The sequence below is a fragment of the Porphyromonas catoniae ATCC 51270 genome (assembly GCF_000565015.1).
Taxonomy (GTDB): domain Bacteria; phylum Bacteroidota; class Bacteroidia; order Bacteroidales; family Porphyromonadaceae; genus Porphyromonas; species Porphyromonas catoniae.
Map to the genome: position 1 here is coordinate 28,653 of NZ_JDFF01000011.1, position 25,486 is coordinate 54,138.

Annotated in this window: 24 protein-coding genes; 7 read left to right on the top strand and 17 right to left on the bottom strand. The window is 52.1% G+C overall.

All coding sequences use genetic code 11. The features are described 5' to 3' along the window. Positions 1-54: 54 nt before the first annotated feature. The 5 genes from HMPREF0636_RS02760 to rlmB form a co-directional block, all read right to left on the bottom strand. A complete protein-coding gene (locus HMPREF0636_RS02760; RefSeq protein ID WP_052328717.1) occupies positions 55-1,368 on the bottom strand; it encodes a BamG family beta-barrel-assembly machinery protein in 1,314 nt (437 codons plus the stop codon). Continuing rightward, a complete protein-coding gene (locus HMPREF0636_RS02765; RefSeq protein WP_044168352.1) occupies positions 1,365-2,093 on the bottom strand; it encodes a type III pantothenate kinase in 729 nt (242 codons plus the stop codon). Before HMPREF0636_RS02765 ends, HMPREF0636_RS02760 begins: the two co-directional genes overlap by 4 nt. Positions 2,094-2,208: 115 nt before the next feature. Then, positions 2,209-2,661 (bottom strand): rRNA maturation RNase YbeY, encoded by a 453-nt coding sequence (ybeY, locus tag HMPREF0636_RS02770; protein WP_005467750.1) that lies wholly within the window; start codon positions 2,659-2,661, stop codon positions 2,209-2,211. Positions 2,662-2,686: 25 nt separating this feature from the next. Then, positions 2,687-3,319 carry an L-threonylcarbamoyladenylate synthase gene (locus tag HMPREF0636_RS02775; RefSeq protein WP_044168354.1) on the bottom strand — a complete coding sequence of 211 codons (633 nt, stop codon included), beginning with the start codon at positions 3,317-3,319 and terminating at the stop codon, positions 2,687-2,689. A gap of 14 nt (positions 3,320-3,333) precedes the next feature. Next, positions 3,334-4,086, bottom strand: a complete 753-nt coding sequence (gene rlmB, locus HMPREF0636_RS02780) for a 23S rRNA (guanosine(2251)-2'-O)-methyltransferase RlmB (RefSeq protein ID WP_044168356.1) — start codon at positions 4,084-4,086, stop codon at positions 3,334-3,336. Positions 4,087-4,529: 443 nt separating this feature from the next. Between rlmB and HMPREF0636_RS02785 the strand changes: the two genes are divergently transcribed. From HMPREF0636_RS02785 to HMPREF0636_RS02800, 4 genes are read left to right on the top strand one after another with little or no spacing between them, the layout of a single operon-like run. Beyond that, a complete protein-coding gene (locus HMPREF0636_RS02785; RefSeq protein WP_081748382.1) occupies positions 4,530-5,090 on the top strand; it encodes a chromate transporter in 561 nt (186 codons plus the stop codon). Then, positions 5,087-5,674 (top strand): chromate transporter, encoded by a 588-nt coding sequence (locus tag HMPREF0636_RS02790; RefSeq protein ID WP_044168358.1) that lies wholly within the window; start codon positions 5,087-5,089, stop codon positions 5,672-5,674. The genes HMPREF0636_RS02785 and HMPREF0636_RS02790 overlap by 4 nt, the downstream gene beginning before the upstream one ends. A 36-nt stretch (positions 5,675-5,710) precedes the next feature. After that, entirely contained in the window at positions 5,711-6,538 is an 828-nt protein-coding gene (gene murI, locus HMPREF0636_RS02795) for a glutamate racemase (protein ID WP_044168360.1), read from the top strand. A 3-nt stretch (positions 6,539-6,541) separates the two neighbouring features. After that, complete coding sequence (locus HMPREF0636_RS02800) at positions 6,542-7,750, top strand: exo-beta-N-acetylmuramidase NamZ family protein (RefSeq protein ID WP_044168362.1); 1,209 nt, start codon at positions 6,542-6,544, stop codon at positions 7,748-7,750. 144 nt (positions 7,751-7,894) lie between these two features. On the opposite strand, the gene feoB is transcribed toward HMPREF0636_RS02800, so the two are convergent. The 6 genes from feoB to HMPREF0636_RS02830 all read right to left on the bottom strand — a co-directional run bounded on the left by feoB (position 7,895) and on the right by HMPREF0636_RS02830 (position 14,544). Next, positions 7,895-10,051 (bottom strand): ferrous iron transport protein B, encoded by a 2,157-nt coding sequence (gene feoB / locus HMPREF0636_RS02805; RefSeq protein WP_044168364.1) that lies wholly within the window; start codon positions 10,049-10,051, stop codon positions 7,895-7,897. After that, a complete protein-coding gene (locus tag HMPREF0636_RS02810; protein WP_044168365.1) occupies positions 10,048-11,025 on the bottom strand; it encodes a metal-dependent transcriptional regulator in 978 nt (325 codons plus the stop codon). Before HMPREF0636_RS02810 ends, feoB begins: the two co-directional genes overlap by 4 nt. A gap of 124 nt (positions 11,026-11,149) precedes the next feature. After that, positions 11,150-12,013 carry a sigma-70 family RNA polymerase sigma factor gene (locus HMPREF0636_RS02815; protein WP_005467740.1) on the bottom strand — a complete coding sequence of 288 codons (864 nt, stop codon included), beginning with the start codon at positions 12,011-12,013 and terminating at the stop codon, positions 11,150-11,152. Positions 12,014-12,622: 609 nt separating this feature from the next. Continuing rightward, on the bottom strand, positions 12,623-13,408 hold the full coding sequence (locus tag HMPREF0636_RS02820; RefSeq protein WP_044168367.1) for a TrmH family RNA methyltransferase: 786 nt from the start codon (positions 13,406-13,408) through the stop codon (positions 12,623-12,625). Then, complete coding sequence (locus HMPREF0636_RS02825) at positions 13,398-14,156, bottom strand: biotin--[acetyl-CoA-carboxylase] ligase (RefSeq protein ID WP_005467734.1); 759 nt, start codon at positions 14,154-14,156, stop codon at positions 13,398-13,400. The genes HMPREF0636_RS02820 and HMPREF0636_RS02825 overlap by 11 nt, the downstream gene beginning before the upstream one ends. A gap of 16 nt (positions 14,157-14,172) precedes the next feature. After that, positions 14,173-14,544, bottom strand: coding sequence for an MmcQ/YjbR family DNA-binding protein (locus HMPREF0636_RS02830; protein WP_044168369.1), 372 nt, complete (start codon positions 14,542-14,544; stop codon positions 14,173-14,175). A 72-nt stretch (positions 14,545-14,616) separates the two neighbouring features. On the opposite strand from HMPREF0636_RS02830, the gene HMPREF0636_RS02835 reads away from it, so the two are divergent. Beyond that, a complete protein-coding gene (locus HMPREF0636_RS02835; RefSeq protein WP_044168371.1) occupies positions 14,617-15,213 on the top strand; it encodes a non-canonical purine NTP diphosphatase in 597 nt (198 codons plus the stop codon). Positions 15,214-15,228: 15 nt separating this feature from the next. Beyond that, a complete protein-coding gene (locus HMPREF0636_RS02840; RefSeq protein WP_044168372.1) occupies positions 15,229-15,978 on the top strand; it encodes a lysophospholipid acyltransferase family protein in 750 nt (249 codons plus the stop codon). A 154-nt stretch (positions 15,979-16,132) separates the two neighbouring features. On the opposite strand, the gene HMPREF0636_RS02845 is transcribed toward HMPREF0636_RS02840, so the two are convergent. Beyond that, on the bottom strand, positions 16,133-17,836 hold the full coding sequence (locus tag HMPREF0636_RS02845; RefSeq protein WP_044168374.1) for a tetratricopeptide repeat protein: 1,704 nt from the start codon (positions 17,834-17,836) through the stop codon (positions 16,133-16,135). A gap of 48 nt (positions 17,837-17,884) precedes the next feature. Beyond that, the gene (locus tag HMPREF0636_RS02850) at positions 17,885-20,437 is read right to left on the bottom strand and encodes a glycosyltransferase family protein (RefSeq protein WP_081748383.1); all 2,553 of its coding nucleotides are present in this window, start codon (positions 20,435-20,437) and stop codon (positions 17,885-17,887) included. Between the two features lie 709 nt (positions 20,438-21,146). On the opposite strand from HMPREF0636_RS02850, the gene HMPREF0636_RS02855 reads away from it, so the two are divergent. Beyond that, positions 21,147-21,929 carry a BT1926 family outer membrane beta-barrel protein gene (locus HMPREF0636_RS02855; protein ID WP_005467727.1) on the top strand — a complete coding sequence of 261 codons (783 nt, stop codon included), beginning with the start codon at positions 21,147-21,149 and terminating at the stop codon, positions 21,927-21,929. A 95-nt stretch (positions 21,930-22,024) separates the two neighbouring features. Here HMPREF0636_RS02855 and HMPREF0636_RS02860 read toward each other — a convergent pair whose 3' ends face one another. The 4 genes from HMPREF0636_RS02860 to HMPREF0636_RS02875 are packed head-to-tail and all read right to left on the bottom strand — an operon-like array spanning position 22,025 to position 25,479. Beyond that, positions 22,025-22,558, bottom strand: coding sequence for an FHA domain-containing protein (locus tag HMPREF0636_RS02860; protein ID WP_005467726.1), 534 nt, complete (start codon positions 22,556-22,558; stop codon positions 22,025-22,027). Positions 22,559-22,581: 23 nt separating this feature from the next. Further along, positions 22,582-24,288 carry a S41 family peptidase gene (locus HMPREF0636_RS02865; RefSeq protein ID WP_044168375.1) on the bottom strand — a complete coding sequence of 569 codons (1,707 nt, stop codon included), beginning with the start codon at positions 24,286-24,288 and terminating at the stop codon, positions 22,582-22,584. A gap of 41 nt (positions 24,289-24,329) precedes the next feature. Continuing rightward, a complete protein-coding gene (locus tag HMPREF0636_RS02870; protein WP_044168377.1) occupies positions 24,330-25,052 on the bottom strand; it encodes a YggS family pyridoxal phosphate-dependent enzyme in 723 nt (240 codons plus the stop codon). Beyond that, complete coding sequence (locus HMPREF0636_RS02875) at positions 25,033-25,479, bottom strand: DUF4494 domain-containing protein (RefSeq protein ID WP_044168379.1); 447 nt, start codon at positions 25,477-25,479, stop codon at positions 25,033-25,035. The genes HMPREF0636_RS02870 and HMPREF0636_RS02875 overlap by 20 nt, the downstream gene beginning before the upstream one ends. Positions 25,480-25,486: the final 7 nt, after the last annotated feature.

A 25,486-nucleotide genomic window follows, 5' to 3' on the forward strand; every position in this document is an offset into this window, starting at 1 on the left:
TGTTACACCGATTCTTAATCGGTACTACTTAGATTACTCTCTATTCTCGTGGGTTTAATTGATACGAGCCTTGCGGAACCAACCCTCATTAAAGGTCACACCCACCGTCAGTCCTAGGCTATGCTCCTTGACCATACCCGAGGCTTGTGGGTGAAGATAGCTATAGTCAATAGTCAAGCTCACCAGCGATCGGCGATCCACCAAAGGAATACCAATCCCTAGGGAAGCCCCATACTGAGTATAGCCAGCGAGCGTACCATCCGGTGTAGGCACCTTCACATAAGAGTTCGAGCCATTGAGGCCAAAGCGGTAGTAGGAGCGACTAAAGATACTCCGTCCACGATAGTTGGGGAGCCACTCTCCGCCGACAGCTATACGATAACGATCGGTAAAGCGAGCACCGGTACCCGCATTATCCCCTGCACTCCCCCATTTCATGTAGGAGACATCCGCCCCGACCATGAAGACATCCTTGTATCGATAAGTCAGTCCACCTGACAGGCTCATCGGGGAGATATGTTGTGCGCCAGAGGAAAGGGTGTCCGCCCGAAGGAGGGTGCTACGCCCTGTCTGGGTATTGTACTGATATTGTAGGAGTACAGACTCTGACCGTAGCCCCATCTCTGGAGCAAAGGTTGCCCCAAAGACTAAGCTCTTACCACGCTTAGCATCAAGCATCCATTCATATTGAGCTCCGAAATCGAAACGAAAGCCCTTGAGGTGAAGCTGGCTCCGATCCACAGGGTTGATGGCATTACTTCCACTACTATAGATGACCTGATGCTGTCGGGTCGTATAGCCGAAGAGATATGAGGCATTTACCCCGAGGGAGAAATTCCCGATACGCCCACCAACACCTAGATAGAGATCGTTATAGCTCCCCTCACCTGAATAGGCACGTTGGTAGAGGCTACCGCTGTTATCCCCCTGGAGCTTCTCTGTGTTGCCGAAGCGATAGCCTACAGTAGAGAAGGGCATGATCCCCGCACTAATGGCTAGATGCTTGCTCACAGGGAAGAGGATTGTGGCGTAATCAAGATTCCCGAGTACACGGCTATCCTTCTTGCTCCCCTCCGATAGGTATGACCCTCGGAGAGAGACAGCAAGATCCATGATGAACGTCAACGAGTCCACCGCAGTATATGAGGCAGGGTTAGCAGGGCTGACGATGTTTGGGTCACGCAGTCCTGCGCCAAGCCCCCCCATGGCACGTGCGCCTGCCGTCATTCGCTCACCGAGTCTACCATAGCCATAGCGACTATAGGGGGAGCGCTCACTATTATTCTGTGCATGTGCGCACGGGATAGTGAGAGTGGCAAGTAGTCCTGTGAGGACGAGTCGGGAGATGATCTTCTTCCTTGTTATCATTTGTTGTACTCCAATATCTTATTCAGCCCAAAGAGCACCAAGTTTGGCTCTACATATACATCCTCCTCGAGGAGCTCCTGGATCATTTGTGCATCACCTCCGGTGAGGTAGACAACGGCCTCGGGGTGAAGGCTGCGTAGAGAGCGAATGTAGCCATCTACCTCGTATATGAGCCCCCGCAAAGCCCCTCTACTCAGAGCCTCTTGGGTCGTTGTCCCATAGCCTAGAGAGGTATCCTTCAGATCGGAGAGTAGAGGCAGACGGGAGGTAAAGTGATTAAGAGCCTTGAGCCTAGTGTAGAGCCCTGGGGAGATATTTCCTCCGAGATACGTGCCTGAGCTTGTGACACGCTCGAAGGTAATGGCTGTCCCTGAGTCTACAATCAATAGTTCCCTCTCTCTCGGAGCGAGCGAGTAAGCACCGACGACAGCTGCCAGTCGGTCACTCCCTAAACGCTTACGATCATACGCCACCTCTAGTGGGACGGCTGTATGCTCATCCACCATGACCACAGAGGGCAAACGCTCGGAGAGAAGCCCCAAGAGAGGCTTGTCCACTCGTGCTACAGAACTGTATATAGCAGCCTCCAGCGAGGGGTGAGCCGATAAGATTTGTCCTGCGTCTCGTAGGGAGAGGTGAGGGAAGGTATAGCATTGTACTAGCTCCTCCTCGGTAGCAATAGCCACCTTGCACACCGTATTCCCTTGGTCAATGATTAAGTTCACTTAAAGGTAAATCGTCTATTAGACCACAAAGAAACGCTTTTTCCGTGGAATAGGCTCCATTAAATACGCTAGCAAGTCCTTTTCTCAACCACTGAGGGCTCCGTCGTGCTATCTGCTATAAGTCAAAGAGAGACTCCCCTTCGCCTAGCTCGGAGCGCAGGAGGGCAAGGGCCCGCTCCTCTGCCGAACGCATCGCAGTCTCATCCTCGGGCGTCTTATCCTTCAGCCCGCAGAGGTGTAGCACACCATGTATGATCACTCGGTGGAGCTCTTCCTCGTAGCTTGTACCCAATTGCTCAGCATTACTGCGTACCGTATCTAGGCTAATGAGCATGTCTCCTGACACCTTATCCCCCTCGCTCTCGTCGAAGGTAATGATGTCGGTGTAATAGTCGTGATCGAGGAAGTCTTGATTCGTCTGTAGGATGCGCTCATCCCCACAGAACTGGTAGCAGAGCTCCCCGACCCTACGGTCATAGCTCTCGGCTACCTCTTCGATCCATGTACGGATAAGCTTCTTACGGAGCCTCGGCTCCTCCACATCTTCATCCGAATAAAAGGCTATCATATCTATGTATTTAGTTGGTGCGAGTCTACTCTTGCTTAATCAGGGGCTCTTCGTCGGCCAGACGTCCATGTCCGTAGCGCAAAATCTCGAATGGCTCCTCTGTACAATCAACGACCGTAGAGGGGGCAAGTGGTATATCCCCAGCATCGAAGACCCCTGAGACGAATGAGCCAAATCGCTCATCGATTAGCTCGGGATTGGTCACATACTCTGGCTCATCACTATCCTCTATCGGTAGGGATGCCGTGATGAGCGGGTTACCTAAATGCTCACTGAGGAGCTGCCCAATAGGGTGCTGAGCCAGACGCACGCCCACCTCACGTCTATGCTTGAATATCCGAGGTAAGGCTCCCGAGGCAGGGAGGATAAACGTATAGTTCACCTCATGCTCCTTGATGAATTTAAATGCTCGGTCATTCATCTTGCAGTACTCCGACACTTGGCTCAGCGAGTGGCAAGCCATTGAGAGGGATTTCTTTCGGACGTCTATCCCCTTGAGTCGGCACAGCTCCTCTATAGCCCGAGCATTCAGAGCATCACAACAGTAGGCATAGCCCGAGGCTGTCGGATAGATAAAAATCTCTCCATCCCTGAGCTGATCTACGAGCCTTGTGAGGAGGCGGTAGTCGGGATTATCTGCGTAGAGCTTAATCAGCATGGCGTGCTCCTTCCTTATTTAGCGTTAGAGATGGCTGTGCCTTGGCGTACGATTTCGTAGATGAGGATCCCTGCAGCCACAGACACGTTCAGCGAGCCAATGGCTCCGACCTGAGGAATACGCACGATATGGTCTGCTCGGCGAAGGACTTCCTCCGAAACCCCTTCGTCCTCAGCCCCAAGGACAAGGCCAAGGGGTAAGCGAAGCTCCGTCTCAGTATAGACGTCTCGTGCCTTCTCGGAGGCAGCGACAATTTTCAGACCGCTTGCCTGGAGGAGAGACACAGCTGACATAATAGAGCTTACCCGACATACAGGGAGACGATGCAAAGCTCCTGCCGAGGTCTTAATCGCATCCGCCGTCACCGTCACACTCCCACGCTCGGGGATGATGAGGGCATCGACACCAGCACACTCCGCCGTACGTGCTATTGCCCCGAAGTTACGGACATCAGTGAGTCCATCCAACAGGAGCACGAAAGGAGAGCGTCCCGCCTCATAGAGCATGGGGATAAGGGTCTCTAGCGGCGTGTACTCAATCTCACTGATGAAGGCGATGACCCCTTGGTGCTGCTTGCGTGTCAGACGTGTCAAACGCTCCTCGGGTACAATCTGTAGGGGGATCGTACGCTCACGTGCTAGGGCAATAATGCGACTGACCTCCTCGCTCCTCAACCCACGTTTAAGTAATATCTTGTCGATCTCTCGCCCAGCCTCCAATGCCTCAAGCAGAGGATGCATGCCAAAGATCAAATTAGGCTTTCCCATCTAGTCGTATCCTATTCTTTCAAATCTCTTTAGGACAAAGATAGCAAAAGGTAGCCTTTGTTTCGATAAAGGCTTACACCTTAGCTCCACCAACCTAATCCGCCAACCCTCCCACAGAGGCTACGAGGAAGGGGTAAAATAGGTATCCCCGTAACCTTGCCAGAGGTATCCTCGTAACCTCGCTGGAGTTTGCCCCGATACCTCCAGCGAGGTTACGAGGATACCTCTAGAGCGGAAGCAAAGGATCTTCGTCCAGAGAGGTAAACATTCCTATTCACCACCCTACCCTAGTCCAAGGTCAAATACCCTTCGGTGGCTAAATCTGGGTATCTTTGTGGGCTATTAAGCGCATCCTTGCGTTAAGTAGCTGGGGATGCTTGGGTATCTAAACAGCCTATTCAAGGACAAGAGCACCCCTCCATAAAGGGAACAGAGGACAAGAGATGATGCAGACTAAGGAGCAGATGCGCCTCTTCGGGGTATTCTTTCGTATCGGTATCGGTACGATAGGTGGCGGGTACGCTATGATCCCGATGATGGAGCATGAGGTCGTCAGGAAAGAGGGCTGGCTCAGCGAAGAGGAATTCATAGACATCATGGCCGTGGCTCAGGCAACCCCTGGGGTCTTCGCCGTGAACATGGCTGGGCATATCGGCTACAAACTCGGGGGCGTACGAGTAGCACTACTGGCAGCCCTTGGGAATATCCTTCCCTCCTTTGTCATCATCTTGCTCCTAGCGGCACTCTTTAGACAGTTCAAGCAGTACCCCCTCGTCGAATATGCCTTCCGCGGGATACGCCCCGTGGTAGTTGCCCTCATCGCCGCCCCCGTTTTCACGATGGCACGTACAGCTGGGCTTACCCGATACACGTTCTGGATACCCATTGTAGCAGCTGGACTAATTTACCTGCTAGGGGTCTCCCCGATCTACATCATCCTCATCGCAGGCCTCTCGGGATGGCTCTGGGGACGTTACTCACGCCATAAAGAAACGCTGCGATGATCTTCTTTAAGCTCTTCCTCGTCTTCTCCAAGATCGGTATCGTAAACTTCGGTGGAGGGTATGCGATGCTCTCCCTCATACAGGACGAAGTGGTACGTAAAGAGGGGTGGCTCAGCTCGGGGGAGTTCACCGACATCGTAGCCGTGAGCCAGATGACCCCAGGGCCTCTGGGTATCAACATCGCGACCTACGTGGGCTATACCTCCGTACTCAATGATGGCTATCCCCCACTGATGGCTATCCTAGGCTCCTTCATAGCTACACTATCGGTGCTTTGGCTCCCCTTCCTACTCATGATCGGTATCAGCAGATACCTACTGAGGCATAAGGATAGCCCCTTCGTTCGCTCCATCTTCTCGGGTCTGAGACCTACAATCGTAGGGCTTGTGGCGGCAGCTGCCTTGGTATTGATGAATGTCGAGAACTTCGGTGCCCCTAGAGAGGCAACTCTGCAGTTTGTGGTCAGTATCCTCCTGTTTGCCCTTGCCTTCGTTGCCTCCTATCGTTTCAAGACAAATCCCCTACTGCTACTAGCTGTGGCAGGGGGCTTTGGTATGCTCTTCTATAGCTTCGTCCCTGTCTAGTACAGGGTACGGATACATTTCCCCTCCTATTTGACTATGTCCTTCGCTCCTATTGGTGTCTTCGACTCAGGCTATGGTGGCCTGACGATCCTCTCTGAGATACAGAGGCGTCTGCCTCAGTATGACTACATATACCTCGGAGACAACGCACGCTCACCCTATGGCACGCGCTCCTTCGATGTGATCAACGGCTTCACCAAGGAAGCGGTAGAGTACCTCTTTGCTCAGGGATGCCCTTTGATTATACTGGCTTGTAACACCGCCTCGGCAAAAGCCCTAAGGGAGCTCCAGCAACATTACCTACCCTACACCGATGATCCCACACGCCGTATACTCGGTATCATCCGCCCAACAGTGGAGGCCATCTCGAGCTTCACACGAAGCAACCATGTGGGTGTCGTCGCCACCCCCGGCACCGTCTCATCAGGGTCTTATACAACAGAGGTAGGGAAGCTCTTCCCCGAGGTCATCGTCAGCGAACAAGCCTGCCCTATGTGGGTACCACTCGTGGAGTATGGGGAGAGCCAAAGCGAGGGAGCTGATTACTTCGTGCAGAAGTACATCGGGCAGCTCATGGCACGAGACGAGGCTATCGACACGGTACTCCTAGCATGCACTCACTATCCACTCCTTCGAGACAAGATTCAGGCAGCCCTGCCTAGTGGGGTATCACTCATCTCGCAGGGCGAACTGGTCTCCGCCTCACTCGAGGACTACCTTATGAGGCATCCTGAGATGGCTTGTAGGCTAAGCCAAGGAGGGGCGGTCTCGTACCGTACGACAGAGTGCCCCGAGAAGTTCGAGGAACTTGCCTCCATCTTCATGGGCACAGAGGTGAATGCCATTCGGGTTAAGATTGACTAGCCCATGAAGCAAATTCTCCTACTCCTCACCCTTCTCTTTTCCCTTTCTCCCTCCTTGATACATGCGGAGGAACTACCCCTCACCCTCGGGGCAGAGCGCATGGAGCTTCTCCTACCTCTCCTGCAAGGCAAGCGAGTAGCCCTCATGGTCAATCAATCCTCCCTCGTTGGCAAGGATAAAGTGCATCTAGTAGACACACTCCTCGCCCAAGGCGTACAGATTATCAAGCTCTTCGTGCCCGAGCATGGGCTAAGAGGGAAAGTAGATGCTGGGAAGTACGTACAGAGCGGGAGAGACACAAAGACAGGGCTACCTATCATAAGCCTCTATGGACAGAGAAAGCGTCCCTCCGAGACCATGCTCTCCGATGTCGATGTGCTGGTATTTGACCTACAAGATGTAGGGGTACGCTTCTACACCTATATATCCTCCATGCACTACCTCATGGAGGCCTGCGAAGAGACACAAAAGACCTTCATCGTCTGTGACCGCCCCAACCCCAATGATTTCATCGATGGCCCTATGCGGGAGCCAGACTGTCGCTCCTTTATAGGCGTTGACCCTCTTCCCCTAGCACATGGCATGACTGTAGGGGAATTAGCTCTGATGATTAATGGGGAGAAATGGCTGCGCTCCAAGAGAGCATGTCGGTTGAAGGTCATCCCCTGCCTCGGCTGGAGACATGGGGTTAGCTACAGCTTACCTGTGCGCCCAAGCCCCAACCTTCCTAACGACACCTCCATAGCCCTATACCCATCTCTTTGCCTCTTCGAGGCTACAATCCTCAGCGTAGGTAGAGGTACAGACAAGCCCTTCCAAGCCGTAGGACATCCCGACCGACGCTTCGGGAAGTACGTCTTCACCCCCGAGGTAAAGCTTGGAGAGGACTCCAATCCCAAGCATAAAGGGAAAGCCTGCTACGGAATCGACTTTTCCTCAGTCCCCTTTCCCAAGGGGCAACTAACCCTTGCACCCCTTCTACAGCTCCAGCAGAGAGCATCACGCCTAGGGCTTACCCTCATCAACCAGTCTCAGCTCTTCGACCTGCTCGCAGGGACAAAGAAACTTCGCACCCAGATCCTTGAGGGCTGGAGCGAGGAAGCTATCCGAGCCTCTTGGCAGAAGGGTCTCTCCACCTTCCGTAAGCTCCGCAGGCACTACCTCCTCTATCCCGATGACCGGGAGACAGCACAAGCTCCAGAAAGCAAGTAGCACCAAGTCAATCAGCAAAGCAGAGCTGAATCGCCAAGCAAAGCAGAACTAAGTCGCTCAGCAAAGCAAGAAAGCCTCTACCCACACTGTGAGTAGAGGCTGGAAAGGAATAACTAGGAAATATCTTTAGGAGCCCTAATAACGCTAGCTAAAGAGTCTCCAGAGCCCTGCTGTCACCATCGTCACTACAATCCCAAGACCTAACGGCAAGGCAATGGAGAGGAGCGTCCAACGCCAACTCCCCGTCTCCTTATAGATTGTATAGATCGTAGTGCTACATGGATGGTGCAAGAGACAGAAGAGCATCAAACACACCCCTGTCATGAGTGTCCAGCCACCACTCTGCAGGACAGCAAAGGTCTCCGCCGTACCACCCTCCATGAGTACCCCTGCTTCACTCCCCGACCCTCCGAGGACGAGTGTCGTCAGCATCAGGACAGTAGGCATGACAATTTCATTAGCAGGAATCGCAAGGACATAGGCTAGGAGTATTACGCCGTTCAATCCCATAAGCCAACCCGGATACTCCAGCAAGCTGATGAGGTGCTCTGCGATGCTCATCCCCCCGATATGGATATTGCACGAGAGCCATATCAAGCCTCCTGCAGGCGCAGCAAACACAACAGCTCGCCAAAGGACAATCAGTGTGCGGTCAATAAGAGACGTGTAAAGCGTCCGCCAGAACTGCGGAGGACGATAGGGCGGTAGCTCTAAGTGAAAGGTAGAGACCTCCCCTCTAAGCACCGTATGAGACAGCACCCAAGACGAAGCAAACATTACCCCTACACCTAGTAGCACAACCGCTAGCACAGCCCCAATACTTGCTAGCCCTGCGTAAGCTGTCGGTACAGCTGCACCGATGAAGAGAGAGGCTAGGAGGATCTGCGTAGGCCAGCGTCCGTTGCAGAGGGAGAAGTTATTGGTGATGATGGCTATTAACCGCTCTCGCTCACTATCAATGATTCTCGTAGAGACCACTCCAGCTGCATTACACCCAAAGCCCATACTCATGGTAAGTGCCTGCTTACCATGCGCTCCACTTCGGCGGAAGAGCTCATCGAGGTTGAAAGCCACCCTCGGCAGATAGCCGAAGTCCTCCAAGAGCGTAAAGAGTGGGAAGAAGATAGCCATAGGCGGGAGCATCACCGAGACCACCCACGCCATAGTTAGATAGACTCCATCTACAAGGAAGCCCGTCAGCCACCACGGAGCATGTAGGTGTAGCATCGCAGACTTCAGCAAGGGATGGATGTACCCCACTAGGAGATCACTGAGGAGCTCTGACGGGACATTCGAGCCAACAATCGTAAGCCAAAACACCCCACCCAGTAGTAGGAGCATAATCGGGAAGCCCCAAGCACGACTAGTCAAGATACGGTCAAGCCGAACGTCAAGCGGTAGGCGTCCCCCTGCATCGGCCTGTGTAACGACCTCCGAGCAGATACGATAAGCATCTGCATAGATGGCCTCCGTCCATTGGTCATGGAAGTTATCACCGATGACGAGGTGTACCTCCCGTGCCTTCTCTAGGAGCTCTGGGTGGTTAAAGCGTGTTGTTACGGATGGGTCATCCTCTATGAGGCGATAGGCAATCCATTGCTTATTCGGTACCTCTGGGTAATACTGACCTACAGCCTCCTCGAGTAGGGCTACCTGCTGGGCAGTATGCTTCGGTAGGCTATTCTTACGATAGGGGCTACAAACATATTCACCGAGGGCTACGGAGCGGATTGCAGCTAGGAGCTGATCCATGCCCTCGCCAGAGCGTGCACTAGCTCCAACGACGGGTATGCCTATACGGCGCGAGAGGGCATTTAGGTTAATCTCTATCTTGTTGCGCTTGGCCTCGTCGAGGAGGTTTACACAGAGTACAGCCCGATCTGTGATTTGAAGTACCTGAAGGAGCAGATTCATGTTCCTCTCTAGGCGTGTAGCATCGGCGACGATGACCGTGACATCAGGTGCAGAGAAGAGTATGAAGTCTCTAGCTATCTCCTCATCCTCACTCGTGGAGGATAGGGAATAGGTCCCCGGGAGGTCTACAATGCGATAGTCGTCACCAGCATACGAGAAGCCCCCCTCTGCCTTGCCAACAGTCTTTCCGGGCCAGTTGCCAGTATGTTGCTTCAGCCCTGTGAGGGCATTGAAGACGGTACTCTTCCCAGTGTTTGGATTACCAGCCAAAGCAATGGTGAAGCGCACATCCGTGGTATGCTCACCCTTACGTTGGAGGAGGGCTCGGGAGGAGGGGCAAGAGCTATTACAGCCCTCACATGAGGTCGGGGTCTGGTGCTTGGTCATTGTTTCGGTGGCTGGATGAGGATATAGCGTGCTTGGTCTTCCCTAAGAGCAATCGCTGCCCCACGTACTATATAGGCAATGGGATTACCCAAAGGGCTACGCATATCGATACTAATACTACTGCCTGGCACAAAGCCTAGATCCATGAGTCGGCGACGCATAGCCCCCCGACAGGCAGGTGAGAGGGATAGGATATAGGTCTCTACTCCTAGAGGTAGGCGTGTGAGGCGTTGCACCTCGCCTGCATGTGTATCCTTAACCTCCTCGGGACAGGCTTCTCTCAGGCTAAGAGCAAGCAGTATGGGCGTGGGGAAGGTGAAGGTCTCGCCCTCGTAGCGCAGGACACATACATCCCCACTCAGCGTCTCCATATAGAAGATAGAGTCCTTCGTAAGACCTAGAGAAGATAAATATTGGTAGCTCATCGGCTCATCATCCTCAATATGTAGGACGAGATACCACCTCCCCTCGTGCAGCTGCTCTAGGGGCAGTACGGAGGGTGTGCTCGGACGAAGACCTTGGCTCGTCGGGATGGGGTCACCGTGCGGGTCATAAAGGGGATTACCGAGGAGCTTAGCGATACGCTCATGCTCCTTGGCCGTGAGTTCATGCTCCTTGGCATGAGCTAGTCGGTGCCACTCCTTAGGTGAGTAGCCCGAATGCTCAGCTAGGTACAGCTCGTAGAGGCGATGGGCACGTGTTAGCTCGATGGCTCGTTGCTCCCCAAGGGGGGTAAGCTCCATCCCCTCAGAGAGGAGATAACCCTCGCGACGAAGCTCTGCGATAAGCTCCGACTGATCCTCTTCACTCAGCTCCAGAGAGGCAATTGGGGAGGGACTAGACGAGGGTGTAGTACGAGCCTCGTAGATGGCCTTTAAGAGGTCTTCGGCAGCAGTACGTCGAGTAAGTCGCTGGGGGAGGAGACCAATCTTATGTAGCCAGCCTAGAAGACGTTGTCTGAGATTAAGCTTCATCGTACTTCGGGGTTAATAAGGGAATAGTCCCTAGGTGAGAAAGGAAATGGCTACACACGCTCCCGTGTGTAGCCATTTATCCTATTAGTGGGAGCCTATGGTCTCGAAGAGTAATGTTGTCTCCTTAGCCTAGATAGTTTTTAAGTGGATCACTGAAGCCCTCCTGACGTAGACGGCGGATGGCCTTCTCCTTAATCTGACGGACACGCTCACGGGTGAGGTTAAACTTCAGTCCGATTTCCTCCAAGGTCATCTCCTGGTGCCCTCCTATACCGAAGAAGAGCTTGACGATCTCACCCTCTCGCTCGGAGAGCTTAGAGAGGACATGGTCGATTTCCCTAGAGAGGGATTCATTCATGAGGGTACGGTCAGCGTTGGGAGCATCTTCATTGACCAGCACGTCCAGGAGGCTGTTGTCCTCGCCCTCAACGAAGGGGGCATCGACGGAGATATGACGACCAGAGACCTTCAGAGTGTCTGTTATCTTATCCTCGGGGATGTTTAGCTCCTTAGCTAGCTCCTCTGGGGAGGGCCGACGCTCGTTCTCTTGCTCGAACTTGGATAGAGCCTTCGTAATCTTGTTCAGCGTACCCACCTGATTGAGCGGGAGGCGTACAATACGAGCCTGCTCTGCCAGTGCCTGAAGGATTGACTGACGAATCCACCATACGGCGTAAGAGATGAACTTGAAGCCACGTGTCTCGTCGAACTTCTCTGCAGCCTTAATCAAGCCTAGGTTGCCCTCGTTGATGAGGTCAGGCAGACTGAGCCCTTGATTCTGATACTGCTTGGCTACGGAGACCACGAAGCGGAGGTTAGCACGGGTCATCTTGTCCAGCGCCCGACGGTCCCCTCGCTTGATTGCCTGGGCTAGCTCTACCTCTTCCTCGATGGTGATGAGTTCTTCGCGGCCGATCTCCTGTAGGTAGCGGTCTAGAGAGGCACTCTCACGGTTGGTGATCGACTTTGAGATCTTCAGCTGTCTCATTATTGTTTCTTCTTACTTCTAACTATTATCTACTCTACTAACGCCCTTTGCCCCCTGCTGGGTATCTAAGCCCCACCCTAGGGCGCACCTAAAGGGTATCCCACCCGAGAGGGAAGAGACACCACCTAGCTAGGGTCATAAACAATTGTATCCGTGCCTGAGACCAACGTCTTGTCACTACCCAATAATGATTTGCTTGCCGAGGCATTATAGATTGTGTGGCAAGCCTTGTCCTTACGGGACGATGAGCGTCTGAGTAGAAGAGCGCACGACATCAGGGCTACTTGAGAAGGGGCATATTATAGCCCTCCAACCCAAGAACTGCAAAGATACAGCTTTTGTTCCTAAGATCCTCTAAAATGCTCTCCATGAAGCTATCACCTCACAATCGACTGGTGGGTTTCCCTCCAACCCCAATGTGGATAGCGAGGGAACCCACCCGTGGGTATCAAAACACCCCTTGCAAGGGTCTCCTCTCCTATCCTTGCAAGCCTTTGTCCCCAAACCCTTGCAAGGGTTTCCCCAGCCGATTTTAGAGGCAAGGGAAAGGGCTACACCATGGACTCTTGTCCACAATGTAGCCCTCTTTCTTTGGGAGGCATAAAAGACCTAGCCTCGACGACGTAGCTCTGAGAGGAGGACCGCCGTAGCAATGGCGACATTCAGCGACTCTGTATGCCCTCCCCCACGAGGATAAGGGGGAATGGTGAGGCGTCGCTGTACTAAAGCCTCAATCTCAGGCTGTATGCCCTGACCTTCGTTACCCATAATGAGCAGAGCCGAGGCATCTGAGGATGGGAGCTTAGCTGTATATAGATCTTCGCCTCCGAGGAATGTACCAAGAAGCTCCCCCTCATATTGTCGGAGGAAGGAGAGAGGCTCACTGAGGCGATGCAGGTGCACCCGAGCGAGTGCCCCCATTGTAGCTTGCACAACTTTCGGAGCATACGGATCAGCAGTACCAGGAGCCAAGAAGACGTCACGCACACCATACCAGTCAGCTGTCCTTAGGATCGTACCTAGATTTCCGGGATCCTGTATTCGATCGAGGAAGATACTGAGCCCCGAGGGTGTCGGAGGAAAACCTTCATTCACCTCAGGGAGAGAGAAGGCAGCCAAAGCCCCCTGAGGTTGCCTCAGACTACTGATGCGCCCCCACTCAAAGCTCCGAGGGACGAACTCTACACGCTTGGGGTATTCCTTCGGTAGATAGGTCGAGAGCAGAGCCTTGACCTCCGTCTCCAACTCTTCACTGACTACGAGCAAGGCACACGAATAAGCCCCGAGGAGCTCCGCTATGAGCTTCAGCCCCTCGGCAAGGAAGAGCCTTTCGGCACTGCGCCCTTTACTTTCGTGTAGTGATTTTAAGGTCTTGAGTTCGGCCTTACTCAGCATCGAAGCGCACTTCCTTGAAAGCGTAGGCACGCTCCCAGCCATCCTCACGCTGCAGGACCAGTCGCCCCTCAGGCGTCACATCCTTAATCTGCGCACGGAACTGACCATTGATGTCCGTGAACGGATAGAAGCCCTCCCTCCGATAGAGATACTTCATATAGTGACGATGCACATCCATGTATCGCCCCAGCAGGAAGTCAGGCAAGAGTATGGCCAGCTGCTCATGTAGGCGAATAAGCACCTCCATCGGCTCAAGATTGCGCCCAGTAATCATGCGTAGGGAGATCGCAATAGGTAGCTCTGGAGGAAAACTCTCATCATTGATATTCATCCCGATGCCAATAACGGAGTAATCCACTCTCTGCCCTGTGAGGCTGTGCTCAATCAATATGCCCGAGAGCTTACGATCACCATAGAAGATGTCATTAGGCCACTTTACCTTTAGCTGCGACTTCTGCTCATCATTCATATACGAGGCATAGGTACGTAGCACTGCCCAAGCGGCAAGCTCTGAGACAGCGAACTGTTGCTTACCCTGAAGGAGATCTGAGCGCAGGAGGATTGAGAAGGTAAGGCTATCTCCCGGACGAGAGGTCCAGCTATTGCCACGCATCCCTCGCCCTGCTGTCTGCTGACGGCATACGACGGTATGTAGCTGAGGGAGCTGTCGGCCCGCGCCAACCTGCTCGATGAGGTACGTATTCGTACTCTCTACCTGATCGATGAACTCTAAGAGTGATGTATCCATGAGATGAATAAATTATTTAGTTGTCGTTGGAAGTAAGGGGTGGTAGGGTGGCTCGTATAGCCCTCGGGAGCTTAGCCACAACGAGTTCGTAGGAGTGCCTAATGAGACGCACAATCTCACGGTACGGTAGGTCTCGCTCGAGATAGACCGTGTTCCAGTGCTTCTTATTGAGATGGTAGCCAGGGATGACTGCCTCATACTTTGCTCGGAGATCTTCAGCCAAATCAGGGTCACACTTCAGGGAGGCTCGAGGCTCACCACCTGAGAGTACAGTCATGGCGAAAATACGCCCCTTGACCTTAAAGACTAAATACTCATCTCCGAAGGGCAAAGACTCATCTGCACACGGGAGCGTAAGACACTCCTCTCGGAACTGCTCTATATCCATTATCCAGTATTATCATTACTTTTGCCTCTCGAGTCATATCGGCTCGTAAGCATATCTTATAGAGGCAAATGTATGAAAAAACTCGTGTTTGCGAGTAACAACGCACATAAGCTAACCGAGATACGTGCTATCTTGGCTGGGAAAGTAGAGGTCATAAGCCTCAGCGAGCTAGGTTGTCACGATGACATCCCCGAGACGGCAGAGACCCTGGAGGGTAATGCCCTAATCAAGGCTGAGTACATCCATCGTCACTATGGCGTCTACTGCTTCGCTGATGATACAGGACTAGAGGTCGAGGCTTTGGACGGAGCCCCAGGCGTGTACTCGGCTCGCTTCGCAGGGGAGCATGCAACCCCAAGTGAGAATGTCTCTCTCCTACTAGACCGTCTATCGCACACCCCAGAGCCTCGTCACGCTCGCTTTCGCACCGTAGTAGCCCTCATTGATGAGCTAGGCACACACTTCTTCGAGGGGAGCATCGAGGGTACAATCACCACAGAGCGTAGAGGAGAGAATGGCTTTGGCTATGATCCTGTTTTCATACCAGAGGGAGAGGTACGCACCTTCGCACAGCTCAGTGAGAGCGAGAAGAACAGCATGAGCCATCGGGGGCGTGCCGTCAAGAAGCTTGCTACCTATCTATCCGCCTTAGCCTGTCACCACGAATAACGTCACTACACTACTATGCTACGTCTGCTCCTCAGGGTCCTATACCTGCTCTACTTCATCTGTATCGGAGGGCCACTCTTCCTGACCGCCACACTCCTATGCAGTCTCGTGACGATCATCAGTAGTTACCTCGGTGCACCAGCCTCATTCATCAGCGGGGCAACGGGCATTTGGTCTAGGATATGCCTCTTCGTCTCACTCTGTCGAGTAGAGGTACGAGGCAGAGAGCATCTCCCCTCACGTGACGCACCATGTGTCGTCGTAGCAAACCATCAAGGAGCCTATGACATCTTTGCTCTGAATGGGTACATTGGTATCCCCTTTAAGTGGGTACTCAAGATACAGCTACGTCGCCTCCCCTTCGTAGGTAAAGCCTGCGAGGCAGCACACTACATCTTCGTAGACGAAACGAAGCCCTCCTCCATTGCTAAGACCATCTCTGACGCAAAGCGCGTACTGGCCACAGGCAACTCAATTTTTATCTTCCCCGAGGGAAGTCGTACCCTCACAGGCGAGATTACACGCTTCAAGAAAGGAGCTTTCGTCATTGCCTCCGAGCTAGATGTACCCATCCTACCGGTGACGATTGACGGAGCCTTTGCCATCCTTCCCCGAGGGCATATCCTCCCCCACCCTAGGAAGATTATCCTAACGATTCACCCAGCCTTCCTCATGAGTGATCAGGGTACTCCGCCAGCACATATACCTGCCTCGGCACGCCACGCGCAGCAGGTGATTGCCTCTGCACTCCCCAAGGGAAGCTAGAGGAATACCTCACCCTTTCTCCCACAGACAACAGAGAACATCCCTAACTACCACAAATAATATCCCCCACAGAGCCTGTGACTCTGTGGGGGATATTATTATATATATGCCTCCCCAAAGGGAGATTGTATAGAAGGACAGAAGTCCTCAATGCTTAGCGACCCGAGATCAATGCACCGAAGTCACGCTGACCACGTAGCCCCACAAACTCTAGGTCATTTGCAATACGTGTCGTAAGCGTTGGATCTAGCTCTATGGCTCTACGTAGCGCAGCGATGGCAGCAGAGCTATCATTTGTGCGCGCACCAATGATGGCTCGCAGATATTCTGTCGTAGCATTAGGCTTAGCGATAGCAGAGAGTGTGGCGAGTGCCTTACTGTAGTCACGATTGAGGATCTGTGCTACGGCTGCATTATTGCTGGCATAGTCCCCATAGGCTGTCTGAGCCTTGGCATACTCCCCTTGGCTTAGGTAGAGGTAGCCAAGTACCTGACCTACCCCTGGGAGGCTACTTCCCTCAGCGATGAGCGAAGTGGCCTTAGCCACATCTCCATCCTTCAGTGCAATGAGCCCAAGGTTTACCTTGCTCTCTGCATTATCCTTTTGCTTGAGGGCTTGCTCAAACCAACGCTTAGCTGTCACGTAATTCTCTCTCTGCAGGTAGAGCGTACCGATATTATTATAGGCTCTATAGTCCTTAGCATACTTCTGTGCTGTGAGCTTGTAGATGCTCTCCTGTTGCTGCTGGTCATCGGTAAGCGTTGCAGCATATAAGAGCTCTTCGACAGTGAGTGCGCTTGGGTACTTCTCTAGAGTCTTCTTAATCTCATCATCACTACGACCGATAATCTTGACATTAGCAATGAGGCGTGAACGGCGGAGCTTAGGGAGGACTTCCTCGGCTAGCTTACTGAAGACGCTGGAGATATTCTTAATCTCGCGCTCACGTTGCTCTGGGTCAGGATACATGCTGAGTACACGTAGGACAAGGTCTTTATCCTGGAAGTTACTCTGCTCAACGAGCTGCTTAAATCCTTCCCAGTCCTGTGCAGTGTAGTGGGCATCAATAGCGACGTCTTGCATCTTCTCCTTACGGAAGCGTCCCTTCAGAGCCGTAGTCGTATTCTTCTCACGAGAGGCACTAAGCTTCTCATTCAGCTCACGACCACCATCAGGGGAAGCGTATGCTTGCACCTCGACTGACACCTCTTGATTGGGGGTTTCCTTAGCATTCTGCACTGTGTACTGCCACTCTTGTACCTCGTCCTTGGTAAGCTCTGAGCTGCGTACGTTAGACTGCTGGATCTGGAACATGATGTTCGCATCGTACGCCTCCTTCACAATCCGCTGGAAGCCATCAGGAGCAATCACGGGAGCTACACCTGCCACCGTTGCTAGAGCCTCGGTAGCAATCACCCCATCAGCGACCTTCAGATCTGGGAGCTGGATGGTACGGCTACCCTGCTTACCCTTGAGGTTGAGGTACAGCTCACTCTTTGCCATGGCTGGGATATAGGGGATGGAGAACTGCACCGTAGCATTGGAGCCATTGGCATAATGCACAATCCGGTCGTTTCCATATACCTTTTCTCCCTGGAAGGTCGTACCTGTACCCCACTTCTCCCCTCCTTGATAACGGATAATGGGGACTACGGTTAGCGTAGCATCCTTAGGGAACCATTTGGCAGGGAAGGTCAGATGCACTGTGACAGGCACCTTACCACCGACTACCTCTAGAGGCTGAGGCTCTGCCTTCACTTGATCAGCCGTGAGTGGTCGTAGCTTAGAGCTACAGCTACTCGTGATGGCAAGCACTGCTACAGAGAGCACTGCGGTCGTGATCACATTCTTAATCATTACTAAATCGTATTTGTATTAGATAATATTCATTTGTTCGTCTTGACTTTATTCATCCTTATGCTCTCCTTTATGAAGTGAGGGGAAGAGTAGAGAAGCCAATGCCCCTAGGATCAATAGGACAAGTAGGGCTGAGCTTACATTAGCAGCCAGCTCAGTACGATGGATTGATTTCGGATCGAAGACCATCTCTAGCTGATGCTCCCCTGCTGGGATATAAGCTGCACGAAGGACGTAGTTCGCGCGAAGGATAGGTAGCTCCTCCTTGCCATCCAGTATTAAGTGCCAGCCATGCGGATAATAAACCTCAGAGAAGACGAGTAGGCGAGGCTGTTCTGTCTTAGTACGATAGGTAGCCCTGTTAGGCACATAGCTACGCAGCTCAACAGTAGGCTCTGGCATCACGGTATCGAGGGCTACAATAGGCTGGTAGTCCTTCAGCATGGGACGGAATCGGTCGTCTATAATCCCCCTACTGCGAAGAGGTGCATCATCTAGTGCCTTCATCTCCTCATCGGCATTCCCTACCCACTGAACTTCATTGACAAACCAAGCAGCTCCGAAGGCCTCCTCATTACGCTCAACATGCAATGCCCCTGACCTATCTGGCAGGATGAAGTAGCGAGTATCAAGCATATTATAGACCTGCATGTTCTGCTTGGATAGTTGATGCTCTATGAGATCTTGATAACGACGTAGTTTAGCGGCATGATAGCCTCCCACACTACGATGATTAGCACTTGTGGTAGCATCATTGAAGCTGTTTACCGCGAGGTTCATCACACGATAATGAGGATCTTTATCTGCCATGATTGTCCTATCGGCGTCTGTGACGGGCCGAGCCTGCTGTGCAACAAGGTCCTTATCGATGAAATGCTCATCGTTGAGGTAACGCTTATCTACCAGCCACAAGTCCCCTAGGGTAATCACCCCGACAAGGAGATAGAGAATAGGAGCTTTAATCTTCCCCCAATAGTAGAGCGCACAAGCCCCAAGTGAAAGAAGGAGGACGAACACACTACGCCAAGCATCTGCCGAGACGATGCTCGCACGAGCATCCTTGAGTGCAGCCATGAGGCTGGGTATCGGTAGCTGACCATCTCCCATTGCTTGGCGGAACATCGCCTGCTCCTGCTCGCTCATCAAGCTAAAGAATGTGCCTGGCACAAGAGCGAGAATCAAAGCTACGCCCAGCGTAAGGGCAAGGCTAACACCCAGTGCCACTCTGTTTGCAACTACCTCCTTCGGCTCTCGTACAAACTGTATGAGCCCCAAGACAGCAAGTGCTGGAATGGTAAACTCCGCTACCACGAGGATCGAAGAGACAGTCCTAAACTTATTGTACAGCGGTACATGATCAATGAAGAGGTCTGTCAGCCACATCATATTGTGTCCCCATGCGAGGAAGATCGAGAAGAGTGTCCCCACCAAAAGAGCCCACTTCAGCGGCCCCTTGACGATGAATGCCCCGAGGATGAAGAGGAAGAGCACGAAAGCCCCCACGTAAACAGGACCAGCGGTGAAGGGCTGGTCACCCCAATAGTGGTTAAGACCTCCTAATATCTGCTTGTAGTCAGAGGGGATATGCTCCATCGCAGCAAGATCCTCTTTGAGTTCTCCCGTTGCACCACCATAGGCATTCGGCACAAGCAAGGTTAGTGTCTCACCCTTCCCATAGCTCCATGCTGTGATATATTCCTTATCCAAGCCGGCACTTGTAGCCTCTACTCCCCCTGAGATCTTATCCTCCGCACTGGGCGTCAGTTCACTTCCCCCACGGATGGTCTCTGAGCCATATTCATAGGTATGATAGAGGTTAGAGCTATTGATGCCGAGGGCGATAAGCCCTGCTCCTAGTGTCACGAGGGAGGCAAACACAAACCGCCGTAGCTTCTTTGTCCGAATGGCCTCCCACAGATAAGCCCCTAAGATGAAGAGAATGAGGAAGGCAAAGTAATAGCTCATCTGCACGTGGTTCGAGAGGAGCTGGAGCGAGGCAAAGAGAGCCGTCAGTGCTCCTCCCACGAGGTACCTTCCTCTATAGCTATAGACAATCCCAGCGATGGTGGGTGGGATGAAAGCCAGTGTCATGAGCTTCCATATATGCCCAGCTGTAATCAGGATGATGAAGTAACTGGAGAAGGTCCACATCACAGCCCCCAGCACCGAAGGCCATCGCCCTACACGCATCGCCCGTAGGAAGAGATAGAAGCCCCCAAGCATGGCGAAGAGGAGCCAGCTGTATCCAGGCAAGAGACAGAATGGCCACTGCAGCGTCAATACGCCCTGTATCTTACTGATGATATAGAGTGAGGGGTAGGAGGGCGAGATTTGGTACATCGGCATCCCACCGAAGAGGCTATTTGTCCAATACGACACCTCTCCCGTTGCTTCGGCCAGACGATGCACATCCGATCCATTGCCACTTGCTCCAGCTACATCTTGCTGGAAGAGCTCTCTTCCCTCGAACACAGCAGGGGTAAAGTAGGCGATTGCAAGGAATATAAAGAGGATTAAGATGCCTCCCAGCTGAGGCAACACCTTCTTCAGGTGCTCCGTATTTATCTGTATTATTGGCTTCACGCGGGTCTGTCTGTCCATTAGTCTATTTACCAAAGCTAATCAGGCCTCTCTGAGGCACTGCGCCCCAAAGTTACCAAAAAGCCCCCACTTATCTCCTGCCATACGAATAGGTCTCTCAGGGTACACATTCCCCACATAAGTGCCATAGTAGGGATAAAGAGAAGTAGCCCAAGGTGGTTCATCCCCCAGCTGTGAAATCCCCAAACCACATCATTATGGTGAAAAAAAGGAACACAAGCCTTTGGGCTAGGAGTAAGATATAAAGTAGAGTTTATGCCTCTTGTAACAGCCTCTGTCTATCGTATTTATGGGGGTACATAACGAGTTACCACAACTCGTCTCAACGACTTACCATAACTCTCTTCGACGACTTACCATAACTCGTTGCAGCGACTTACCATAACTCGTTGCAGCGACTTACCATAACTCGCTAAAACAAGTTATGGTAACTCGCTATGGGCTCCTTTAGGGCAAAGGATAACCACCTGAATAAGAACCTGTTACACAGGAGTGGTAGACAGGGAAAAATTGAGGTATATGAAGCCCGGAACAACTGAACAGAGAGGCTAGTAAGAGGTGAAGGAATGTAACAATAAAGGCTCCTCAGCTTGGCATTACGCAAGATTGAGAAGGTTTCTTTGTTGTTTAGTACAAGTTTTTACCTATCTTTGCTACCGAACTGAGCAAGAGTTGCCCAGTGCTTTCATATAAAACTAACGAAACGTATATGAAGAAGTTTTTCATGGTAGCAGCCCTTGCTGCTACATCGCTTGTCGCAGCACAGGCACAGGAAGAGTTCAAGCCAAAGGCTGGGGATGTAACCACAGATTTTAGCCTCTTTGCTAATGGTCTCTTCAACACCCCACTCTCTCTCCACAATGGAGGAAACGTACCAGCTGGTGCAAGTTTTAGTGGTGAAGCTGGAGACTTTAAGCTAAACCCTGTAGGGGTACTCAAGGGTCGTTACTTCTTCCAGGATGACCTTGCTCTACGCCTCTCTCTCGGTCTAGCAATGCCCTCAGTCAAGCAGACCACAAACAATACAAACGACTCTCAAGAACAGAAGTACCGCACCTCAACGCTTTTCGTGGGTCTTGGTATCGAAAAGCACTTCGCTGGCACAAATCGTCTCTCTCCTTATGTTGGTGCAGAGCTACACCTCGGCTCTTACTCAACCAACTATGAGTTACACCATACAGCCACAGCTGGTAACGTAACGACTAAGACGGACAAGGAGGTTAAGACAGCTCCAGGCTTCGTCTTCGGTGGAGGCCTCTTCCTCGGTGCCGACTACTACATCGCACCTAAGGTGTTCCTTGGTCTCGAAGCTGGTCTTAACATTGACTCTCGTAGCCTAGGTAAGACGACTGATATCACAACAACTAACCAGACCATCAATGGGGTTGCACAGCCCACGACAACAGCTGATAACAGTGGGAAGACCAAGTACAGCGGTGCTTCTCTGAGCACAGACCTTCAGGTTGGTTTCAAGATTGGTTTCGTCTTCTAAGACAAACCTTCTTTCTCGCTAGCTAAAGGCTAGCAAATGATCAAGGCCTTGCGGGAAACGCTCCTGCAAGGCCTTGATTATTGTTAGAGAAGGGGCTAAAATAACTCGTCCGTAGGTGCAGCATCAGAGAAGATAATACTCGTAGCACCAAGCGTGATGACATCACCCGACTCAAGATAACACCACTCACGTGGCTCGAGGATACGGCCACCAACGAACGTACCCACATGGCTGTCGTCATCCGAGAGAGCGAAGCGTAGTCGTCCTGTCTTTCCTTCGCTGATACGTAGGATGGCATGGTGTCGATCCATACTTGGGTCAGCTGTCGCGATAGGGATGTCGGTCTTCGTGTCCTTGTTCCTTCGCCCGATATGATTATCACCAAGGAACAGGGGGAAGGTCTGTTTGTGGGCAAAGACATTCTCAATCACCGTGAGTGAGCCGAGGGCAGGCTTCTCCGCCTGCTGGGTACCCTCCTCCCTCGGCAGACGAATACGTAGATTCAGCTGACGTGCACACTGTGGACAAACAAGCGAGATGCGTTCCTCTCCCTTGGCCCTCATCTCATCAATACGCTGACGTGTCAGAGGGATGGGCGTGTCACACTTAGGGCAAAAAATCTTCTTCATTGCACACAGGAGAGGGGTTGAGACTAAGGCTTCACCTCGGCTTTAGCCTCCTTTGGAGCTGTAAGTAGCTCACGATAACGCACCGGGTCTTCTAGGAGCTTTGTTGCCTCAGCAGTCATCTTATCTTCGCGGATGCTTCGCTCAATTGCTCCACGATTGTAGTAATAACGTGTGAGAATCGCTGTCGTGAGGTACTGCTCAATCTGAGGACGATGGAACTGCAAGTCATGCTTCAGATCAGGTACAAGGAGTGCCTTGAGCTGATCAAAGGCTTCCTTCCCCTTCGTATAATAGCCCTCAAACTTAGCGAGCTCAATGAGCTTCGTCAGCTCCTTGCTACTCTGACGGTCGTAATCAAACTTCTTGTCAATCAGACGCTGCGAGAAGTCTGCATAATCCTTGTCCGTCAGCTTGAAGTCAAGAGGTGAAGCAATCGTCTTGTGCTTATGCGTGTAGTCAGTGACCCAGTCGAAGGCATCATTATTATAACGCAGATAGATAAGCATCGTAGGAAGGGTATCCGCCTTGAGTGCAACGTCTGGCAGGATACCACCAGCATCACGTACCTCACGACCAGCACGTGTATGATACACCTTGGTCAGGCTATCGGGAAGTACCGTCGCACCCTTACCCTCACGAAGGGACTGATAGTCGATGCGCTGTATGCATCGTCCACTTGGGATGTAGTATTTGGCTGTGGTGAGCTTCAGTGTACCATCGTAGGGCAGTGACATAGTCGTCTGAACAAGTCCCTTGCCATAGCTCTTCACTCCCATGATGACGGCTCGATCCATGTCTTGTAGGGCACCGCTGACGATCTCAGAGGCGGAGGCAGACTGAGCATTGATTAGTACGACAATAGGCATCTCTGTATCAAGAGGCTTACCGCTGGTACGATACGTTGCACTTTGTCGGCGTGTATCACGTCCCTTCGTTGTGACGACAACCTCACCTGCAGGCACAAAGAAGCTCACAATCTTGATTGCTTCATCAATGAGTCCTCCCCCATTATCTCTTAGGTCAAGGATGAGGCTCTTGATTTGGTGCTTCTCCTTGAGCTTGAGGAACGCATTCTTCACTTCGTCAGCAGCCGTATTGGGGAAGTTCGTCAGCGCGATGTACCCACAGGACTTACCTAGCACACCATAGTAAGGAACTGGATTAACCTGTATCTTCTCTCGGCGAAACTCTATACGACGAGGCTTCGATTCTCCACTACGCTGGATGAGCAGTGTAATCTTACTCCCAGGTGTGCCCTTGAGTGCTGCACTGACGATCTCCGATGTGGACTTTCTATAATCCTTACCATCAATCTCTAGGATCACGTCACCTGCACGCAGTCCAGCACGAGCGGCAGGCATACCCTCCATTGGGTCATTGATGATGATTGTACTATCAGGACGCTGAGAGATGACCGAGCCAATACCACCGTACTCACCAGTAGTCAAGAGGCGTATCTTATCATTATCCTCCGACGAATAATACTCTGTATAGGGGTCGAGACTCTCTAGCATACTCGTCAGCCCAATTTGGCTAAGTCGCTTGATGTCTATCGAGTCCACGAAGCTGCGCTCCAGCAGTGCCATTGATGAGCCTAAGACATCAAGGGCCTGGATATAGCTAAACTTATTATCACCAGCCTTCTTCCCCTTCCCTCCATTCTGTGCTACAAGTGAGCAAGAGGAAGCGAGTGCTAGTAGGAGGCAAAGTGTCTTTGTCCAATATCTCATTCGAATACCTTGTCTAAACGGATTAATTTATCTGTAGTTCACTAGAGGCGATCACCGAAGATCGCTGAGCCAATACGTACGAGTGTTGCCCCATGTCTCAGAGCAATGGGATAGTCTCCACTCATGCCCATCGATAGCTCTGTGAATCGCTCAGGGCAAAGAAGAAGCCCGGAGGTACGCACCTCATCGAAGACGCTACGCACGAAGGCGAATTCTCGCTCAATCTGTGCTTCATCCTCTGTATTACTTGCCATTGCCATAAGCCCACGTAGCTCCACGCCCTGCCACTCTTCGGGGGTGCGATGGATGGTCTCAAGCAAAGCGAAAAGCTCGTCCCTCGAGAAGCCACTTTTCGTCTCTTCTTGTGCCACATGCAGCTCTAGAAGGACAGGGATTACACGGCGATTATTTATGCTCGATCCGCTCACTCGATCAGCCTGTCTGCATATCTCTCGGAGCAATCGCTCACTAGTAACGCTCTCGATCATGGCGATGAAGGGAGCGATATACTTCACCTTATTTGTCTGCAGAGGACCGATGAAGTGCCAAGCGATGTCGGGATAGCTCTCGTGCAGAGCCTCCCACTTCCCTACAAGCTCCTGCACACGGCTCTCTCCGAATATTCGTTGGTGAGCCTCGTAGGCTTTGATGACGTAGTCGGCAGGGTGAAATTTCGATACGGCTACGAGCTGAGCTGTCGAAGGCAACTCAGCTCGTAGCTTAGAGAGGCGAGAGGCTATTTCCTCACTTCTGAGGAGCGACATACTGGTAGACGTCTAGGATCTGCGTATCGGTGATGGCCGCTAGTTCGTAGCTAGCCATCTGCCCATCGAGCTGTGCGGTGAGCTCCTTGACGGCGTTGGGGAGTGAGTCCGACTTGACAATCATCGTGGCAGAGGTTTTCTTCTCTGAGCCACTCTTCTCGTCAATAGTGATGAAGTTTACCTTAGCACGGAAGTAACGGTCATCCTCAGGTATGTCATTGAGGAATAGCTCAGCGATACGGGCACGACGGATATTGACGACCTCAAGCTCACCCATGGAGACTAATGGGGTAACCTCCTCGATGATACGCCTCTCTGCCTCTGTGAAGTTCAGGGCATCGACCAAGTAGCTTTCGGAGACCTTCTTCATACCCATACTGTCTGCCTGACGCTCGTAGGAGACCTTACATTCAAACCAATAGTTCATCTCTATA